This window comes from Faecalicatena contorta, from assembly GCF_001404335.1.
GTDB lineage: Bacteria > Bacillota > Clostridia > Lachnospirales > Lachnospiraceae > Faecalicatena > Faecalicatena contortus_B.
This window is the reverse complement of the sequence record NZ_CYZU01000022.1, coordinates 1-12,913: the sequence shown is the minus strand read 5'-3', so window position 1 is coordinate 12,913 and position 12,913 is coordinate 1. Positions and strand designations below refer to the sequence as shown.

General features: G+C 47.3%; 19 protein-coding genes. 17 read left to right on the top strand and 2 right to left on the bottom strand.

The features are described 5' to 3' along the window. Positions 1 to 189 precede the first annotated feature (189 nt). Entirely contained in the window at positions 190 to 312 is a 123-nt protein-coding gene (locus tag ARB69_RS27910; protein ID WP_278312810.1) for a hypothetical protein, read from the top strand. Between the two features lie 20 nt (positions 313 to 332). On the opposite strand, the gene ARB69_RS12250 is transcribed toward ARB69_RS27910, so the two are convergent. Continuing rightward, the gene (locus ARB69_RS12250; protein WP_055153374.1) at positions 333 to 719 is read right to left on the bottom strand and encodes a helix-turn-helix domain-containing protein; all 387 of its coding nucleotides are present in this window, start codon (positions 717 to 719) and stop codon (positions 333 to 335) included. A gap of 200 nt (positions 720 to 919) precedes the next feature. On the opposite strand from ARB69_RS12250, the gene ARB69_RS12245 reads away from it, so the two are divergent. Next, a complete protein-coding gene (locus ARB69_RS12245; RefSeq protein ID WP_055153372.1) occupies positions 920 to 1,639 on the top strand; it encodes an ORF6C domain-containing protein in 720 nt (239 codons plus the stop codon). Between the two features lie 255 nt (positions 1,640 to 1,894). Then, complete coding sequence (locus tag ARB69_RS27185) at positions 1,895 to 2,065, top strand: hypothetical protein (protein ID WP_167702497.1); 171 nt, start codon at positions 1,895 to 1,897, stop codon at positions 2,063 to 2,065. Between the two features lie 155 nt (positions 2,066 to 2,220). Here the strand turns inward: ARB69_RS27185 and ARB69_RS12240 are convergent, their stop codons facing one another. Further along, a complete protein-coding gene (locus ARB69_RS12240) occupies positions 2,221 to 2,499 on the bottom strand; it encodes a hypothetical protein (RefSeq protein ID WP_055153369.1) in 279 nt (92 codons plus the stop codon). 95 nt (positions 2,500 to 2,594) lie between these two features. Between ARB69_RS12240 and ARB69_RS12235 the strand changes: the two genes are divergently transcribed. From ARB69_RS12235 to ARB69_RS26700, 14 genes are all read left to right on the top strand, one after another. Continuing rightward, a complete protein-coding gene (locus tag ARB69_RS12235) occupies positions 2,595 to 2,798 on the top strand; it encodes a hypothetical protein (RefSeq protein WP_055153368.1) in 204 nt (67 codons plus the stop codon). Then, positions 2,795 to 3,019, top strand: a complete 225-nt coding sequence (locus tag ARB69_RS12230) for a hypothetical protein (RefSeq protein WP_055153366.1) — start codon at positions 2,795 to 2,797, stop codon at positions 3,017 to 3,019. The genes ARB69_RS12235 and ARB69_RS12230 overlap by 4 nt, the downstream gene beginning before the upstream one ends. Continuing rightward, positions 3,000 to 3,188, top strand: a complete 189-nt coding sequence (locus tag ARB69_RS26710) for a hypothetical protein (protein WP_157355634.1) — start codon at positions 3,000 to 3,002, stop codon at positions 3,186 to 3,188. The genes ARB69_RS12230 and ARB69_RS26710 overlap by 20 nt, the downstream gene beginning before the upstream one ends. 27 nt (positions 3,189 to 3,215) lie before the next feature. Further along, complete coding sequence (locus ARB69_RS12225) at positions 3,216 to 3,545, top strand: YddF family protein (RefSeq protein WP_055153364.1); 330 nt, start codon at positions 3,216 to 3,218, stop codon at positions 3,543 to 3,545. An 89-nt stretch (positions 3,546 to 3,634) separates the two neighbouring features. Continuing rightward, positions 3,635 to 3,799: a hypothetical protein gene (locus ARB69_RS26705; RefSeq protein ID WP_157355632.1), complete on the top strand. Its 165-nt coding sequence runs from the start codon at positions 3,635 to 3,637 to the stop codon at positions 3,797 to 3,799. Between the two features lies 1 nt (position 3,800). Then, entirely contained in the window at positions 3,801 to 4,025 is a 225-nt protein-coding gene (locus tag ARB69_RS12220; protein ID WP_242857586.1) for a YdbC family protein, read from the top strand. 2 nt (positions 4,026 to 4,027) lie between these two features. Further along, the gene (locus ARB69_RS12215) at positions 4,028 to 4,459 is read left to right on the top strand and encodes a hypothetical protein (RefSeq protein WP_055153360.1); all 432 of its coding nucleotides are present in this window, start codon (positions 4,028 to 4,030) and stop codon (positions 4,457 to 4,459) included. Beyond that, positions 4,459 to 5,757 carry a DUF2800 domain-containing protein gene (locus ARB69_RS12210; RefSeq protein ID WP_070102414.1) on the top strand — a complete coding sequence of 433 codons (1,299 nt, stop codon included), beginning with the start codon at positions 4,459 to 4,461 and terminating at the stop codon, positions 5,755 to 5,757. The genes ARB69_RS12215 and ARB69_RS12210 overlap by 1 nt, the downstream gene beginning before the upstream one ends. Positions 5,758 to 5,762: 5 nt before the next feature. Further along, a complete protein-coding gene (locus ARB69_RS12205; RefSeq protein WP_087148817.1) occupies positions 5,763 to 6,296 on the top strand; it encodes a DUF2815 family protein in 534 nt (177 codons plus the stop codon). Positions 6,297 to 6,302: 6 nt separating this feature from the next. Beyond that, positions 6,303 to 8,315 (top strand): DNA polymerase, encoded by a 2,013-nt coding sequence (locus ARB69_RS12200; RefSeq protein WP_055153356.1) that lies wholly within the window; start codon positions 6,303 to 6,305, stop codon positions 8,313 to 8,315. Between the two features lie 12 nt (positions 8,316 to 8,327). After that, positions 8,328 to 10,742: a virulence-associated E family protein gene (locus ARB69_RS12195; protein ID WP_055153354.1), complete on the top strand. Its 2,415-nt coding sequence runs from the start codon at positions 8,328 to 8,330 to the stop codon at positions 10,740 to 10,742. 264 nt (positions 10,743 to 11,006) lie between these two features. Beyond that, entirely contained in the window at positions 11,007 to 11,300 is a 294-nt protein-coding gene (locus ARB69_RS12190; RefSeq protein ID WP_055153352.1) for a VRR-NUC domain-containing protein, read from the top strand. Continuing rightward, the gene (locus ARB69_RS12185; protein WP_055153350.1) at positions 11,281 to 12,654 is read left to right on the top strand and encodes an SNF2-related protein; all 1,374 of its coding nucleotides are present in this window, start codon (positions 11,281 to 11,283) and stop codon (positions 12,652 to 12,654) included. The genes ARB69_RS12190 and ARB69_RS12185 overlap by 20 nt, the downstream gene beginning before the upstream one ends. Then, positions 12,651 to 12,815, top strand: coding sequence for a hypothetical protein (locus tag ARB69_RS26700; protein ID WP_157355630.1), 165 nt, complete (start codon positions 12,651 to 12,653; stop codon positions 12,813 to 12,815). The genes ARB69_RS12185 and ARB69_RS26700 overlap by 4 nt, the downstream gene beginning before the upstream one ends. Positions 12,816 to 12,913 lie beyond the last annotated feature (98 nt).

Here is a 12,913-nt window from a genome sequence, read left to right as displayed (position 1 = left end):
ATAAGTTTCCATAAGAGTCCCGCTATCCCCGTGTTTACTTAACAGAACGGGAGATATCCACATATTTTCCACATAGTTATAAACAAAATATTCGAACACATGTTCTTGTTTTTCTATATCATATATAGTATCATAAAGACAAGGAATTTCGGACGTGCGTTTCCCAGTGGTGCATGGAGGGCGGTACATATGGATAGCAAAGAATCTAAAAAACAAAAGGACATTGAAACCATCGTTGAATTATTGAAGAAAGACACTCCGGAAAAAGTTTCTGAGATACTTATATTCGTGATAAATTATCTTTCGCCATAATTCATCTAAAGGGAGCCAGGTCACTGGCTCTTTTTTAGATTCTCTATATATTGTAAAGCAATCTTTTCCAATGTAGCCTTACTTGCAGGATCCAGCTGCTCATAAGTAACAATCAGCGCTTGGATGGCGGAAACCATAGCGGAGTCTTTTCCTTTTAACAGCATAGCCGTATACTTCATTAGTTTTTGCTGATCCGTCAACTGCTCAAACATTTCACCTTCTCCGGTTCTCAACCAGTCTTCATTCACTCCAAATTCTCTACATATAGAAGTTATTACTTGATCAGTCAAAGCGTTTATGCCACATTCCCATTGCGCAACAGTATTTCTTTTTACCCCTAATGCATCTGCAAATTTCTGTTGGGTTAAATCTAGCGACTTTCGCAATCTTTTAACTCGTTCGTTCATATTCTTTATCACCTGCCTCCCTTGTTTTTTATTATATGCGTGTTCGGATAATTAGTCAAGAAAAAAGTCTTTAAAACAACAAAAAGTCATTTAAATAACAAAAAAACCATTGACAATGCTAATCTAAAGACTTATAATCGTCTTACAAAGAACAAGAAAGGAGGCAGGCGCATTGAAAACAGAAGAAAGGAGGAGGGCAAATGAACGAATTAAGAATTTTTGAAAATGCGGAGTTTGGGCAGATACGAACAGTACAACTGAATAATGAAACATATTTTGTGGGAAAGGACGTTGCAGAAGCTCTTGGGTATTCCAATACAAAAGACGCTATAGCAACACATGTGCAGGAAGATGACAAACGTGTAATCCAAAAGTCGGAAATCACGACCTTTGAAATTCCAAACAGAGGGATGACGGTAATTAACGAGTCCGGTCTATATGCCCTCATTTTTGGCAGTAAATTGGAATCAGCCAAACGATTTAAGCATTGGGTAACATCCGAAGTCCTTCCGGCAATCAGGAAGACAGGAGCATACCAGAAACCGAAATCAGCCATTGAACAATTACTGCTCACGCAGGAGGCGATACTGGAAGTCAACGAGAAGGTGACTGCTGTGGATGAAGATCTTCAGAATTTCAAGCAGGACATGCCAATACTAGGGATTGAAGAGAGCAGGATCACAGCGGCAGTCAGGAAGAAAGGTGTGAAGTGCCTAGGCGGTAAAGAGTCCGAGGCCTATAAGGACAGATCATTGCGTGGAAAAGTGTACGCAGACATCTATGGACAGCTGAAACGGGAGTTTGGGGTATTTACATACAAGGCAATCAAGCGCGGCCAATGCGACAGGGCGGTTGCGGTCATTGAAGCCTATGAGCTCCCCTTAATATTAGAAGAAACTATCTCAGACTGCAATGCCTAGATGTGTATGTGAGAAATAGTCGAAAGTGAGGTAGAAGGATGCTGAAAAAGATTTATCAGGAGTTATTGCTAATAAGGAAAGAACTCCAGGCTATTCGGAGTAGCATGGAGTCCAATACGGGTACACAAATCGCTAATGGTGTATATGAAGCTGTGGCAGAGATTAATAAAGAGACAAAAAAGAATGGAAAATCTCCATTAATCATTTAACCACGCGCGATATTTTTCTGATAGTAAGTAAAAGTGAGGTGAGAACATGTTTGATATCGAAAAAGAAAAGCAGCAAGAAATTGACAAGATAGTATCCATCGTAAAGCAAATTGACCTTCCGGACATCCTTCTGCTGCAGAGGGACGCGAATACCCTTTTAATGCGTAAGCAGGAAGCAGAAGGTATGCCGGATAACGATGATAAGAAAGTTGGATAGGAGGTGGGAAGGATGCTGAAAAAGATTTATCAGGAGTTATTACTAATAAGGAAAGAACTCCAAGCTATTCGGAGTAGCATGGAGTCCAGTTCTTTTGTTCCGGAAGACAGTGATGGAAAGCATTGTGGGAGTCGCGGCAGTTGTGCAAATCCGCGCTAATTAAAAATATTTTCCTTGATATATTTCCATTGCTTGTCTGTTAGCCATCCCCAGTAGTTTTCTCGAACTTCGATTACAATTAACCTGTCGTTTGAATCAATATGGGGTGTGATTTTCTTCGATACTTGCTCAGCAGTAAGGTTTGATTTTATCAGGTAGGATGACTTCCAGTATGAACACCAAGCACCCGTGGAAGCATCTTTAATTGACTGAGTGACTTTTTCATAATTCTGACCTTCGCTATTAAGGTCGTAGGTAATCATGTAAACGGACATATTTTATTCTCCTTTCTATTACTCGGCATGCCAGCGCCTGTACTTAGATTATAGGAGGATAAGGAAATTATATCAAGATAGAAGGGGGTGCATAAATGCAAAAAGAAACAATGGGTGTTCCCGAGGCAGCCAAACTGCTGGGGTGCAACCCGGAGGCAGTGAGAAGGCGCATCCGCCGCGGGATCTGGAAATTTGGGGAGGTCATCCCAAAGGAAAAAACTGGTAATGAGATCGACAGCTTTGTCATTTATCGTAGAAAGCTGTATAAGCATCTCGGAATAGAGGAGGACAGGCAATGACGAACAAACAGTTTAAGGAGCGCTACCAATATATCAAGGAGAATGTACGGGAATGGCGCCGGGAGGGTGCAGACGATGACACGGTAACGAGGCATCTGGTTGCATGCGTTACGGCCTGTGCAGGCACGGAATACGCATTAACCTACACAGAGGATCAACTGCAGCAGATATTTGATCTGCGGCACAGGGAGGTGCAAAGCGATGAGACACAGAACGCGTGACCGTCCGGTATCCTGCCGGCAGTGCAGCCACTACAGGAATTGCATGGAGCGTAGCAGAGACTACCCGTGCATCGAATTCAAACCGATCAGATCAATGTCGCTATGGGACTGGTGCTATGTAGGAGTGGCACTGGCAGTATTATTCCTGATCGGGATAGCAACTACATAATTAAATTCAAATAAAAAGGAGATCATTATGAAAAAATTAGCACTTTTAAACACAAGCATCTTGACAACAGCAGGGGAGTACAGCCTTACGGACATTACACTGGATGAGGCGCGGGCCATTGTCAAAAAACACCGTGACAATCTGAACTCAGCGATAGGACACGCATCAACAGCAGAGATCATGACAACGCTGCTGGGGGTGGAAGTCCCGATGAACCGCCAGATGTTCATTCAGGATGTAGAGCAGAGGGCACTTGTTTTTAAACTCAATGGCCGCCCGGAAGAAGGCAAAATTTTATCTGTAGAAGATATTGAGCGGATCGGGTATAAGTTTCAGATTTTGGATCGGATCAAATAAAAAAGAGCGCTTACATAAAAGCCCGGCAAGGCGTAAGCACTCAGATAATTAATCAACTTTATTGTAAACCAAAAGAAAGGATACGTCAAATGAGAAAATTTGAACTTACATATTATTTTACCGGCGGCGGGCAGTTTGCCTGCGAAATCGAAGCGGAAGACATGGCTACTGCCGGTAGCATAGCGGAAGGAATGGAGCTGCGGCTGTCAGGATGCAAAGGCTATGACCTGTACGTCAAGAAGGAGGACAAGTAGTGTGACTAACTTTGAAATAATAGAAACTCTTGCGGTTCTATCAGAAAGAGATAGGGCAGGATTTCAAAAGGAGCTGAACGTTATCAGCTGGGGTGGCCGGAAGCCTAAATATGATATCCGGGGATGGTCGGAGGATCATCAAAAAATGACAAAGGGTATCACCCTCACTGAGGATGAACTTATAAAAATCGCCCAGACAGTGGTTGAAAAATTAGGAGGAAAGTAAGTATGCAGATTACAGCAGTATTTGACAGTATCGACGAGATGTTAGGATTCGCAGGGGAAATCCTGAAAAGTGAGGATCCGGCACCCATTAAAACGAAAAGTAATAATACCGTACCTTGCGAGGCCTATGGCCAGCAGATAGCGGAGCACTTCCCGGATGCGAATAAGAGCCGGAAGGAAGAGGCCGCACAAGAACCAAAACCAGAAGAGAAAGCGACTGAAGAACCAAAACAGGAAGATGAAGCACCTGAACACTCTACTCAGGAGGAGAAGACATATACCTTGGTTGAGGTAAGGGCAAAACTTGCGGCACTTAATAAGGCAGGGAAGAAAGAGCAGGTGCAGGGATTAATCAGCAGTTTTGGTGTAGAGAAACTATCAATGATAGATCCGGAACATTATACGGAACTGATGGAGAAAGCAGGTGAGCTGTAATGCCAGATGTACATGCGGAACTTAGCGCCAGCGGCGCTGCGCGTTGGATGAGTTGCCCACCTTCAGTAAAATTGGAGGCCCAGTTTCCAGATAAGACCAGTGAATATGCAGAGGAAGGGACCTTTGCCCACAGCCTTGCAGAGCTTATCCTTCGGTATAACAACAATGAGATGACAAAAAAGACCTTCTCTACCAGGTTAAATAAAATGAAAAAGGATCCCTTTTACAACCAGGAGATGCAGGAATACATAGAAGGTTACGCCCAAACCGTATGGGAGCTGTTCAACGAAGTTAAAGCTTTCTGCCCGGATGCGCTGATACTTTTTGAACAGAAACTGGATTTCTCGGAATATGTCCCAGAAGGGTTTGGGACAGGGGATGTCGTAATTATTGCGGACGATTTAGTACAAGTCATTGACCTAAAGTATGGAAAGGGCGTGGGTGTCTCCGCAAAAGAAAACCCACAGTTACGTTTATATGGAATTGGGGCTTATCTGGAGCATTCTATGCTGTATGATATCAGGCGTGTCCGCACGACTATTATTCAGCCCCGGCTCGACAATATCTCTACAGAGGAAATCTCTGTGGATAACCTGCTTGCATGGGCTGAAACGGAAGTGGCGCCAAAGGCTCTCCTGGCCAGGGAAGGCAAGGGAGAATTCCAAGTAGGCGTACATTGCCGGTTCTGCAAGGCATTCGCTGTCTGCAGGGCACAGAAGGACAGGCAGATGGAGCTGGCGAAATACGACTTTGTAGATGGTGCCCTGCTGGAGGATTGGGAGATCGGAGATATCCTGGGAAGGATTGATCCCCTCATAAAATGGGCAGAAGCCGTAAAGGGGTATGCCCTTGATCAGGTATTAAACCATGGCATGCATTACGAGGGATTTAAGCTCGTAGAAGGTAAGAGCAACCGGATATACATAGACGAGAAGAAAGCCGCAGCAACACTCAAGGAAGCGGGATTTGAGGATATATTCAAGCTGAAGGGGCTTACAGATATGGAGAGGCTGGTAGGTAAAAAGAAATTCGATGAACTGATGAAAGGGCTGGTTATAAAACCTGAGGGTAAACCAACATTGGTATCAGAGACAGACAAGAGGCCAGAGCTGGATATCACAAAAAAGGTAAAAGAAGAATTTAGTGACAGCGATTATGACTGTGCCCAGGAAATGCGGGAATATAAGGAATCCCATGGCGGTGACTTAGGAGGTCTTGCTTTTTGGAAAGCGAGGCTGAAAGATAAATTTGACACAGTAACTATTGAAAATAATTATGAATCAGTAAAAGGAGAATAAAGACAATGAGTGTAAAAGTAATTACAGGAACCGTAAGATTTTCATATTTAAATGTTTTTAGAAAGAGCCAGTTGGATGACAAATATTCTGTGACGCTTCTGATTCCGAAGGACGATAAGAAAACAGTGATCGCAGTAAAGAAAGCAATCGATCAGGCCAAGAAAGAGGGCATCAAAGAAAAATGGAAGGGCAAGGAGCCTAAAGATTTGTGGAACCCTTTAAGAGACGGGGACGAAGAGAAGGCCGACGAACATCCAGAGTATGCGGGAATGTATTTCCTGAAGGCAAAATCAGACAGCAAGCCGATCCTGCTGGACGAATACAAGGATGAGATCCTGGACGAAACCGAGCTTTACAGCGGATGCTGGGGACGGGCAAACATCAGCTTTTTTGCCTTTGATAACAACACTAAGGGTGTCAGCGCAGGGCTGAACGCGCTGCAGAAGAAGCGGGATGACCAACCGTTTGGTGGAAGGGTATCCCTGGATGAGGCAAGAAACGGTTTTGACGATGATGACGATGACGACATGTTAGGATGATGACCTATGCACATTATGAATGTGGATATTGAGACGTACAGCAGCGTGGATATCCGGGAGGCAGGGGCTTACGCTTATGCAGAGGCCCCGGACTTCGAGGTAATGTTGATAGCCTATAAAATAGATGACGGGCTGGTAAAAGTGCTGGATCTGAAGACCAGTCAAGCTAAACAAGGCAGCCCGCTTACAGAAAAACAGAGAGTATTTGAAAGGGACTGTAAAGAATTCTATGAAGCGCTTACAGATGCAGAATATACCAAGACTGCGTATAATGCAAATTTTGAGCGCACCTGCATGGCTTCTTTCCTGGGGGTCCCGATGCCGCCGGAACAATGGCGGTGTACGGCTGTACATGCCGCTACATTAGGACTACCAGCTGGCCTGGGTGCCGTAGGCGCAGCATTGGGACTCCCGGAAGACCAACAAAAAGATAAGATAGGTAAAAGCCTGATCCAATATTTCTGCAAACCCTGCAAGCCAACAAAAGCAAACGGCGGACGAACCCGAAATCTTCCGGAACATGCACCGGATAAGTGGAAACTGTTCGTAGAATACAACCGACAAGATGTCGTTACGGAGAATGCTATCCGGGAGAAGCTGTCCATCTACCCGATACCAGAAGAGGAACAGCGGCTCTGGGAGCTGGATCAAAAGATGAATGACCACGGTATCCGCCTGGACATGCATCTGGCTGAAAATATTATTGGGTATGATGAGATATATCAAGAAAAGCTGATGCAGGAAGCCAGACAAATAACCGGTCTTGACAACCCGAACAGCCTGCCACAACTGAAAAGGTGGTACATGGAAGCCTGCGGGATCGAGGTAAAGTCAATAACCAAAGATACCATCCCACAGATAAAGGAACACCTGAAAGAGAGGGGGAGCCATACAGCCGAGGGGATCCGGATGATGGAACTGCGGCAGGAGTTGGGAAAAACCTCAACAAAAAAATATGCTGCCATGAAGAATGCTGTATGTAGAGATGGCCGGCTGCGGGGGATCCTTCAATTCTATGGGGCGAACCGTACCGGGAGATGGGCGGGACGTATCGTCCAGGTACATAACCTGCCACAAAACAAGATACCGGATATCGATCTGGCGCGTCAGCTTGTGTCGGTTGGAGATTTTGATACGTTGGAAATGCTCTTTGAGGGAGTGCCGTTCGTATTCTCCCAGTTAATCCGCACCACATTCATCCCATCTGAGGGGTGCCGGTTCTGTGTAGCTGACTTTTCTGCGATCGAGGCCAGGGTCATTGCATGGCTGGCCGATGAAGAGTGGCGTCTGCAGGTATTCCGGACGCATGGGAAAATATACGAGGCCTCGGCTTCACAGATGTTCCACGTACCGCTCGAAAACATCAAAAAAGGGAGCAAGCTTAGACAGCAAGGGAAAGTTGCTGAACTGGCCCTGGGATATGGAGGGGCGTTCGGTGCGATCAAAAAGATGGATAAGGATGGCAGCATACCGGATGAGGAGATCCCTATGCTGGTGGCCAAATGGAGGAAAGCAAGCCCGAATATCTGCAAGTTCTGGCGAGAGGCGGAAGCCGCCGCGAAAATGGCGATTCAGGATCGGCGGACGGTTAAGCTGAGGAATGGTATCGCGTTCTCATACATAAACCGGATCCTGTTTATCAAACTGCTATCAGGGCGAAAACTGGCTTATTATGACGCGAAGCTGGAACACACAGATAAAGGAGAAAGCATCACTTATGCAGGGATAGAACAGCAGAGTAAGCGATGGGGGCGGCTGGAAACCTGGGGTGGGAAACTGGTGGAAAACATTGTACAGGCTACTGCACGGGACTGTCTGGCAGTCACGATGATGCGCGTCAACGAGCTGGGATATCAGATCGTAATGCATGTACATGATGAGATTATCGTAGATGCCCAGAAGGATGATAAGGAGGCTCTGGATATTATAACAGCCGTAATGGCAGAACCCATGCCCTGGGCACCGGGGCTTCCGCTAAGGGGCGATGGATACGAGACGGATTTTTATAAAAAAGATTAAGGGAGGCCGAATATGGCGGTTCAAGCAATTGAGGATTACAGAAAAAACATAAAATATGACGGTTCCCTCCCAATCGCCACTGGCAAGAGCCGGATGGAGAAGGCATGGAAAAACAGAAAAATGGCATGGTCTGCGCTCCTTGCAAAACTGGAGGCGCCTACAAGGACGCCAGAAAGCCTGGCAGAGTATCTAAGGCTACCTAAGGCTGAGCAGGACAGAATTAAGGATGTGGGTGGATTTGTCGGCGGGAGGCTGAAAAACGGCCGCAGGAAGGCTGACAGCGTGGATATGAGGCAGCTTATAGCATTGGATGCGGATTATGCGCCAACAGACCTCCTGGATTCCCTTTATTTATATATTGATGGTGGGTTCGCCGTATATTCGACCCATAAGCATAGCCCGGAGAAACCCAGGCTCAGGATACTAATACCACTTGACCGGGAAGTTACGCCTGATGAGTACGAGGCAATCGCCAGAAAAATTGCGGAGGAAATCGGAATTGATTATTTCGATGATACTACCTACCAGCCCAGCCGGCTGATGTACTGGCCCAGCGTGGCCGCAGACGGGGAATATGTCTTCGAATTCGAGGACGTGCCATGGCTTTCGGCAGACAGCGTGCTGGCAAAATATCCGGACTGGACGGATACAAGCTACTGGCCAGAGAGCAGCAGAGCAGTGGATAACCGGAAGCGGACGGCAAAGAAGCAGGGAGACCCGTGTGAAAAGAAAGGGCTGATTGGGGCTTTCTGCCGGACTTACAACATTGATGAAGCGATACAGGAATTTCTACCAGAAACTTATACGCCCTGTGCAATGCCAGGAAGATACACTTATATAGAAGGAAGTACGGCGGCCGGCCTGGTAATATATGATGAAAAATTTGCGTACAGCAACCATGCAACAGATCCGGCAGGCGGGAAGTTATGTAATGCATTTGACCTTGTCCGTATCCATAAGTTCGGGGCGCAGGACGATGACATGGCGCCGGATACGCCGGCAACGAAGCTGCCCAGCTATAAAGCAATGATGGACTTCCTGCAGCAGGACGAGAGAACCAAGCTGACCTTGGGGCAGGAGCGGAAGGCACAGGCGTTACAGGACTTCGAAGACGATGACGAAGACGGCTGGATGGCAGGGCTTGAGTGGGATAAAAAGGGCGACCTCAAAAACAGCCTGAACAACATCCTGCTGATCATGGAACATGACCCATGTCTGAAGCCCATCGTATTCAACCAAATGGCAGACAACCTGGAAATAAAAGGGGATGTCCCCTGGAAGACACACGGGATGTTCTGGCGTGATGCGGATGACGCCCAGCTGGAGGCATACCTATCGAAATCATATACAGAGTTTTCAAAGGCCAAGATCATGTCAGGTATCACGAAGGTGGCCGACGATCGGAGTTACCATCCGGTAAGGGAATATCTTAGCAGTCTTCCGGAGTGGGACGGGGTGCCAAGGGCCGACACGCTTCTGATTGACTACCTGGGGGCAGATGATAACGAGTATGTCAGGCAGGTGACCCGGAAGACACTGTGCGCGGCGATAGCAAGAGTCAGGCACCCGGGGTGCAAGTTCGATACGGTGCTGGTTCTCTGTGGGCCCCAGGGAATTGGAAAAAGCACGCTGATCGCGAAGCTGGGTGGGGAATGGTTTTCTGATTCTCTAAACCTGGCAGATACCCGGGATAAGACCGCGGCAGAGAAGCTGCAGGGTTACTGGGTCATAGAGATCGGCGAAATGGCAGGCATGGGGAGCGCAGGAGTGAAGACATTGAGGACGTTCATAACCACGCAGGATGACCGTTACAGGGCCTCTTACGGACGTAGGGTAAGCTCCCATCCGCGGCAGTGCATTCTTATCGGGACTACAAATTCTGAGGAAGGATACCTGAACGATGTGGAGGGCGGGCGGCGTTTCTGGCCCGTGAATACACCCTGTATCGGTAGTAAGAAAGTATGGGACTTGACCCAGCACGAGATCGACCAGATATGGGCAGAGGCGGTATACAGGATGGATGAAGGGGAATCCCTGATCCTGTCAGGTTCAGTGGCTGACGAAGCGCTGAAGCGGCAGAAAGCAGCTATGATGGCCGATCCCCGAGAAGAGAAAGTGAGGGAATACTTGGAGGTTATGCTGCCTTTGGACTGGTATTCACGTGACTTAGATAAGAGGCGTGATTTTTTATACGGGACAGAACTGCCGAGGCCGGAAACACCGCTGAGAAGAGATTATGTAAGCCCGCAGGAGATCTGGTGTGAGTGTTTTGGTTATAATCTGACAAAAATGGAAACCAAAGACACTTATACAATTAAAAAGATTATGGCGAGGTTAGACGGATGGGAATATTCAGGAGAACGAAAACGTCTGGGAGCCTGCTACGGACAGCAGCGGGTATACCTACGAACGTGGGACAGCCTGTGACAAGGTGGGTGAGACAACCTCAAATTTGTGACAGTCTCAAAATTTTGTGTGACAGTCTGAAAATTAACTGTCACGGGGGTTGTCTCATACCTTGTCACATGAGAAATCCAGTAACCACAAGGGATAGAACAGATATAGTGACAGTGTGACAGTCTTATTCCCCTATAGATATAAAATAATAGGAATAAAGGGTATTGCACGTAGATACCCGCGTATATGTGCTCATACGCGCGCGAGGCGTCACAGTGTCACAGGAGGAATAACATGCTAGAGAAGGATATAGAGAACTGGCTGAACAAAAAGGTGAAGCAGCTCGGAGGGCTGTCTTTCAAGTTTGTGTCACCGAATAACCCGGGGGTGCCAGACCGGATATACATATTTCCCGGAGGCAAGGTATATTTTGTTGAATTGAAGACGGAGATCGGAAAGCTCTCCGGCATCCAGAAATGGCAGAGGGAACGGTTCACCGAGATGGGATGCAGATTTTATCTTGTGAAGGGCATGAACCAGGCGAAGGAATTTATTAAGGAGCTGCAGAATGAGATATGTGCCGCATGACTATCAGGCTTATGCCTGTAAAAAGATCATAGAGCTTCCAGAGGCAGGGCTGTTTCTTGACATGGGACTTGGCAAGACTGTGACCACGCTGACCGCCATCAATGAGCTGATGTATGACCGGTTCCAAGTAAGCAGGGTACTCGTGATAGCCCCAAAGAGGGTCGCAGAAGATACCTGGACGACAGAGGCTGCGAAATGGGATCATCTCAGGCACTTGAGAATATCGCGTGTACTGGGAACCCAAAAGAGCCGCCTGGAAGCACTGCATGAGGATGCTGACATCTATGTAATCAACAGGGAGAACGTGGTCTGGCTGGTGGAGCAGTACCGAAAGGGGTGGCCGTTTGACATGGTAGTTGTAGACGAATTATCCAGCTTCAAGTCCAGTAAGGCAAAAAGGTTCCGGGCGCTGAAGCAGATCCGCCCTCTAGTATCTAGGTTCGTGGGCCTGACAGGAACCCCGGCGCCAAACGGACTCCTGGATCTCTGGCCGCAGATGTATCTGATAGATAGGGGGGAGCGGCTGGGAAAGACCATAACCGGCTATCGGAACCGGTATTTCTACCCTGGGCAGTCAAATGGGCATGTGGTATATTCCTATGAGCCCAAACCCGGGGCCAAAGAAACCATACAGGAGAAAATATCGGATGTCTGCATTTCCATGAAAGCAGAGGATTACCTGCAGATGCCAGAGCTTACAGTGAATGATATTAAGGTCCATCTGTCCGATCAGGAAATGGAGGTTTATAAAGAGATGGAGCGTGACCGGCTGATGGACATAGACGGACAGCAGGTGACAGCGCTCACAGCGGCTACTGTATATAATAAGCTGCTGCAGATGGCAAACGGCAGTGTTTACACAGATGACGGAGAGCCAGTGGAGATCCACAGGAAGAAGCTGGAGGCCCTGGAGGAGATAATGGATACTGCAAACGGGCAGCCAGTCCTTGTGTTTTATAATTACCGGCATGATTATGACCGGCTTCTTGAAACATTCAAAGCGCACAGACCTCAGACATTAAGGGGACAGAAGGATATTCGGGATTGGAACGAGGGCAGGATACCTCTGCTGCTTGCACAGCCGGCCAGCATGGGCCATGGGCTGAACTTACAGGCCGGAGGACATATCATTGTATGGTATGGGCTTAACTGGAGCCTGGAGCTGTACCAGCAGGCGAATGCAAGGCTGTACCGTCAGGGGCAGAGGAACGGCGTAGTGATACATCGGATAGTAACTGCGGGTACGGTGGATGAGGATGTAATACAGCGACTGGAGGGGAAGGATATGACCCAGGAGAGCCTCATGCAGAGCCTGAAAGCCCGGATCAAGAAGATTAAGGGGGCGAAGGAATGAACGGCTTAGAAGACAAAGGGCTATTCCGAAATGAGGCAGAATACTGGACATTCTACGTAGATTGGATTCGGACTTGCCTCGCACTTAATCCGGACAGCCTCAACAGGGAAAAGAGTATTTTCAAAGGTATCCAGGTGCTGTATGGAGAGAAAAATAGGTAACTAAAATTAGCATTTAGCGATCAAAGGAAGGAGGCGGGAGCTCCTGCAGGGCAAAGTGTACACGGCTTCCTTTCAAAAAATGAAAATAGGACTGCATG

Bases quoted from the DNA above. Each gene is read 5' to 3' on its own strand.
- ARB69_RS27910 (WP_278312810.1), top strand. From the start codon at position 190: ATGGATAGCAAAGAATCTAAAAAACAAAAGGACATTGAAACCATCGTT.
- ARB69_RS12250 (WP_055153374.1), bottom strand. From the start codon at position 719: ATGAACGAACGAGTTAAAAGATTGCGAAAGTCGCTAGATTTAACCCAA.
- ARB69_RS12245 (WP_055153372.1), top strand. From the start codon at position 920: ATGAACGAATTAAGAATTTTTGAAAATGCGGAGTTTGGGCAGATACGA.
- ARB69_RS27185 (WP_167702497.1), top strand. From the start codon at position 1,895: ATGTTTGATATCGAAAAAGAAAAGCAGCAAGAAATTGACAAGATAGTA.
- ARB69_RS12240 (WP_055153369.1), bottom strand. From the start codon at position 2,499: ATGTCCGTTTACATGATTACCTACGACCTTAATAGCGAAGGTCAGAAT.
- ARB69_RS12235 (WP_055153368.1), top strand. From the start codon at position 2,595: ATGCAAAAAGAAACAATGGGTGTTCCCGAGGCAGCCAAACTGCTGGGG.
- ARB69_RS12230 (WP_055153366.1), top strand. From the start codon at position 2,795: ATGACGAACAAACAGTTTAAGGAGCGCTACCAATATATCAAGGAGAAT.
- ARB69_RS26710 (WP_157355634.1), top strand. From the start codon at position 3,000: ATGAGACACAGAACGCGTGACCGTCCGGTATCCTGCCGGCAGTGCAGC.
- ARB69_RS12225 (WP_055153364.1), top strand. From the start codon at position 3,216: ATGAAAAAATTAGCACTTTTAAACACAAGCATCTTGACAACAGCAGGG.
- ARB69_RS26705 (WP_157355632.1), top strand. From the start codon at position 3,635: ATGAGAAAATTTGAACTTACATATTATTTTACCGGCGGCGGGCAGTTT.
- ARB69_RS12215 (WP_055153360.1), top strand. From the start codon at position 4,028: ATGCAGATTACAGCAGTATTTGACAGTATCGACGAGATGTTAGGATTC.
- ARB69_RS12210 (WP_070102414.1), top strand. From the start codon at position 4,459: ATGCCAGATGTACATGCGGAACTTAGCGCCAGCGGCGCTGCGCGTTGG.
- ARB69_RS12205 (WP_087148817.1), top strand. From the start codon at position 5,763: ATGAGTGTAAAAGTAATTACAGGAACCGTAAGATTTTCATATTTAAAT.
- ARB69_RS12200 (WP_055153356.1), top strand. From the start codon at position 6,303: ATGCACATTATGAATGTGGATATTGAGACGTACAGCAGCGTGGATATC.
- ARB69_RS12195 (WP_055153354.1), top strand. From the start codon at position 8,328: ATGGCGGTTCAAGCAATTGAGGATTACAGAAAAAACATAAAATATGAC.
- ARB69_RS12190 (WP_055153352.1), top strand. From the start codon at position 11,007: ATGCTAGAGAAGGATATAGAGAACTGGCTGAACAAAAAGGTGAAGCAG.
- ARB69_RS12185 (WP_055153350.1), top strand. From the start codon at position 11,281: ATGAGATATGTGCCGCATGACTATCAGGCTTATGCCTGTAAAAAGATC.
- ARB69_RS26700 (WP_157355630.1), top strand. From the start codon at position 12,651: ATGAACGGCTTAGAAGACAAAGGGCTATTCCGAAATGAGGCAGAATAC.